At 36.8% G+C, this 3707-nt stretch carries 6 protein-coding genes; 4 read left to right on the plus strand and 2 right to left on the minus strand.

Features of this window, described 5'->3' with window-relative positions; genetic code table 11:
* Positions 1 to 98: 98 nt before the first annotated feature.
* Together ACOVQQ_RS01800 and ACOVQQ_RS01805 are read right to left on the minus strand one after the other, a co-directional pair.
* The gene (locus ACOVQQ_RS01800; RefSeq protein ID WP_421816679.1) at positions 99 to 869 is read right to left on the minus strand and encodes a hypothetical protein; all 771 of its coding nucleotides are present in this window, start codon (positions 867 to 869) and stop codon (positions 99 to 101) included.
* Positions 870 to 871: 2 nt separating this feature from the next.
* Positions 872 to 1219 (minus strand): hypothetical protein, encoded by a 348-nt coding sequence (locus ACOVQQ_RS01805; protein ID WP_094486753.1) that lies wholly within the window; start codon positions 1217 to 1219, stop codon positions 872 to 874.
* Positions 1220 to 1410: 191 nt separating this feature from the next.
* On the opposite strand from ACOVQQ_RS01805, the gene ACOVQQ_RS01810 reads away from it, so the two are divergent.
* From ACOVQQ_RS01810 to ACOVQQ_RS01825, 4 genes are all read left to right on the plus strand, one after another.
* Positions 1411 to 1773 (plus strand): single-stranded DNA-binding protein, encoded by a 363-nt coding sequence (locus ACOVQQ_RS01810; protein WP_298144273.1) that lies wholly within the window; start codon positions 1411 to 1413, stop codon positions 1771 to 1773.
* Between the two features lie 191 nt (positions 1774 to 1964).
* Positions 1965 to 2876 carry an NAD(P)-dependent oxidoreductase gene (locus tag ACOVQQ_RS01815; protein WP_421816680.1) on the plus strand — a complete coding sequence of 304 codons (912 nt, stop codon included), beginning with the start codon at positions 1965 to 1967 and terminating at the stop codon, positions 2874 to 2876.
* A gap of 105 nt (positions 2877 to 2981) precedes the next feature.
* Positions 2982 to 3386 carry a DUF4234 domain-containing protein gene (locus tag ACOVQQ_RS01820; RefSeq protein WP_298144279.1) on the plus strand — a complete coding sequence of 135 codons (405 nt, stop codon included), beginning with the start codon at positions 2982 to 2984 and terminating at the stop codon, positions 3384 to 3386.
* On the plus strand, positions 3358 to 3707 hold a 350-nt coding region (locus ACOVQQ_RS01825), incomplete at its 3' end, for a DUF2752 domain-containing protein (RefSeq protein ID WP_421816681.1). The genes ACOVQQ_RS01820 and ACOVQQ_RS01825, both read left to right, overlap by 29 nt.

Here is a 3707-nt window from a genome sequence, read left to right on the forward strand (position 1 = left end):
ACTGCACCGAAGAACAATACGCCATCAACAGACGTAGCGAATTCCTGATCGTGAAGAAGTAAGGGGAAAGTACAAGATTATTCTAATAAAGGCCGAACTTAATTGTTTGGCCTTTTTAATTTCTCATTTATCCAAGTATAACCAAAGTCTTCTACTTTATTAACCAATTGATAAGCCGTTCGTTCCTCGGAATCAAAATAATAATTTGGATGAGGAACCTTATATTCCGCACTAGATTTATTGTAATATTCAACCTTAGCGGGATGGTAAGGTGATACTGCTGTAAGCAATTTTGGTAATGAACTAAAGTTGTTGAAAAGAAAATCTATAGTGCCGCAGCAATCTTCAATAGAAATCAAATTCACTAAATCTGCACCATTTATAGCCGAGTTTGATCTTGCCAAGGATAGAACAGGATGGCGATCAGTTCCTATCAGTCCGCCAAACCGTAGAACTTTGAATAAAGAATTTTCTAGGAAAACTATTTCTGACTGTTCTAATAGTATCTTTCGTTCCGATTGAAACAAACTTCCAGCTCCAATTGAACTAATAAAAATTGTTTTAATACCAATTGATACTATTGTAGTCTTCAATTTTTCAAGTAGGATTAAATAGTCTTCAGGTATTTTTGCCGAACTTGGAGGCAAGGCGATAATAATATGGCTTGCCGACTTCAAAATCTCAGAAATAGAATTTGGTAAATTGTCAGAAAACAAGTCTAGTGCACAGACGTTCGTTTTGGCGTCTAATTGATACCGGAGACCGGCACTTCTTTTAATTCCTATTATTCTTTCAAAATGAAGCTTATTGGCTAAAGCATAATTTTGACCAAGCCATCCAAACCCGATAATTAATAGTTCTTTTTTCATTGTTATTCTCTTTTCACAAGTAAGTAGTGCTCATTATCGAACATTCTATATCCTTGGTCGTAAATGTAAAAGTAATTTTCGCCGTTAGACGATCTCTCAATCATTGTTATCAGGTTAAAATCAAATCCGCGAATGACTAAACTTGCACGATTAGTTTTAGTAATTCCTTCACAGTTTAATTCACACAATATTCTGTGGTTCTTGCGTAGTCTTTCGTTAATCATCCTAACAAAACGACCACCTGATCGGTTGAGCTGATTGTGGTGTTCAATGCGGCATGCATCACTGCAGAATTTTCTTCCATCTCTTCCAACAAGCTTCGTTTGGCAAACAATACAATTTTTTGTCATGGCGTATAATTTTAAGATGGTGTTAAAATTAAAATAGGAATTTGAATTTAGATTACGGAAAAACCGTAAAAATTTAATTGTTAATAACATAGCTAAACGTTTATAAACGTTTATTGATGGAAAATTACATTGTTGTTTTAATTCAAACACAGAATTTTGTTCTTATTAACAAAAACATTTACTGAGAAGCCATGGAAACAATTATTAGAAATCGCGTTATTCTACGCGGACACGCAGGTTCGGATGCAAAAGTGAAAACGTTCGACAGCAATCGAAAAATCGCGACGATTAGTATAGCAACCAACGAGAGCTATACCAACAGAGCTGGTGATAAAGTTGAAGAGACGAGCTGGCATCGTGTTATTGCTTTCGGAAAACTTGCCGATTTAGCCGAACAGCATGTTTTGAAAGGTAAAGAAATTGGAATTGAAGGAAAACTGAGTTCTAGATCTTACGAAGATGCAGCAGGCAACCGGCGCTATGTTACAGAAATTATTGCCAATGAAATTACTGTTCACAGCAAGAAAGAGGAAGAAGCTAAAGCAGAAAGCTAGTGTAAACTTTTAAAACGCTACGATGGCGATTTAGTCCCGCAGTTTCTGCACTACAACGATAGTAACGTTAATCCTTTATTTAGTATAGTTTTATCATTTGCGAATTATCTCTAGTGTTCGGCGTTTTCTGTATCTTCGATCAAAAAGAAAATTTGAAACGAGTCATTCACATAGATAAGAACCATCCTAGCTTGGAAACTGGACTAAGTGCTTTAGGTTTTGAAAACGTACTTCTTGATGAATTGCCAAGGTCTGAAGTTCAGAAACAGCTACATGCGTATGAAGGTATAGTTATCCGAAGCCGCTTTCCACTAGATGCTACTTTCTTGGAATCCGGCACTAATTTGAAGTTTATCTGTCGAATTGGTGCCGGCCTTGAAAACATCGACCTTAAGTATTGTAAGGAAAAAGGAATTGAAGTTATTTCTACACCTCAAGGGAACGCAAATGCAGTAGGTGAACACACACTAGGTTTACTTTTAAATTTGATGAACAAAATTAAAAAGGCAGATAAAGAAGTTTGTGCGGGACTCTGGCAGCGTGAAGCGAATCGTGGGTATGAAATCGAAGGAAAAACAGTTGGAATAATTGGATACGGGATTATGGGCAGCGCCTTTGCACGAAAATTAGCTGGATTCGATTGTGAGGTTTTATTTTATGATATTGCTACAAAAGAAGCGGTGTACAATCATAAGCAAGTAGATATTACAGATCTTTACCAGAAAGCGGATGTTATTAGCCTGCATGTCCCACAAACACCACTCACGCGTTACTTCGCCAATAAAGAATTCTATGATTCCTTTAAAAAGCCAATCTGGTTGCTTAATGCTGCTCGTGGTTCTGTTTTGGAAATTAACGCTCTAGTTAATGCATTAAAAGAAGGAAAGGTTCTGGGGGCAGGTTTGGATGTATTGGAGTACGAGAGTACTTCTTTTCAAGCTAATTTTAATCTGGAATCCAATGCAGATTTGCAATATTTAACTACTGCGAGCAATGTCATTTTAACGCCACATATTGCTGGCTGGAGCTTCGAAAGTGAAATAAAAATGGCACAGATAGCAATTTCAAAAATTAATGACTTCTATACGCATGGTCGACAATAGACACCAAGTATTTTCTGATGACGGTGGTATTTCAAGATTGATAAGAAAAATTCGACATCTTTTTGAAATTTGTTAAAAAAAAATTAAATTCGTTTCTTTTACGTTATGGAAAATTCGCAACCAACTGAATCTTGGAATACACCTAAACAGCAACTTCCCTCCGACATTCCTGTTTTTAGAGTTGATCCGCTCCTAGTACTTATTCTTGGAATAATTACCTGCGGCCTCTACCTTATTTATTGGAATATAAAAATTGCAGATGTAATGAATGCAGCTAATAGAAGGGAAATAGTTTCCGGACCTGTTGCAATTCTAGCTGGTTGCTGTTATCCGGTTAATGTTTACTTCTTTTACGTGGTGGCAAAAGACGGTTTGCCAGCAGTTTACCAACTGAGCAATCGACCGCAGAAAGATGATACCGCCCTTCTTTTGATTCTCGGATTTTTCTTACCAATGGTGGCAGCTATGATAGTACAAGGAGATGTCAACAAACTATACGACCAAGCGTAACGATTTATTTGTATTCTCGGTATTTTCTATACTGATTGTCGGGATCCCATTTATATTGGCATGGAACAGCAGTAGTAGCGAACTGCGATACAAGCAGTCCTTTTGCCCTTTTAAAATGCTCTCCGGACTTCCTTGTCCTGGCTGCGGAATAACTAAATCAATCGTTGCTTTATACGAAGGTGCTATACCAGAAAGTATCGAATATCATCCGTTTGGAATAGTTGTTTTTGGGCTTGCAGCTACTTTTCTTTTTGCACAAGCAGTACTGAATAAAGCACAGGTAGATAAATTATATTACCACTTTTTTAGAAATAGAAAACT

It is taken from the genome of Flavobacterium sp. (genome assembly GCF_049240005.1).
Classification (GTDB): Bacteria; Bacteroidota; Bacteroidia; order Flavobacteriales; family Flavobacteriaceae; genus Flavobacterium.

Bases quoted from the DNA above. Each gene is read 5' to 3' on its own strand.
- ACOVQQ_RS01800 (WP_421816679.1), bottom strand. From the start codon at position 869: ATGAAAAAAGAACTATTAATTATCGGGTTTGGATGGCTTGGTCAAAAT.
- ACOVQQ_RS01805 (WP_094486753.1), bottom strand. From the start codon at position 1,219: ATGACAAAAAATTGTATTGTTTGCCAAACGAAGCTTGTTGGAAGAGAT.
- ACOVQQ_RS01820 (WP_298144279.1), top strand. From the start codon at position 2,982: ATGGAAAATTCGCAACCAACTGAATCTTGGAATACACCTAAACAGCAA.
- ACOVQQ_RS01810 (WP_298144273.1), top strand. From the start codon at position 1,411: ATGGAAACAATTATTAGAAATCGCGTTATTCTACGCGGACACGCAGGT.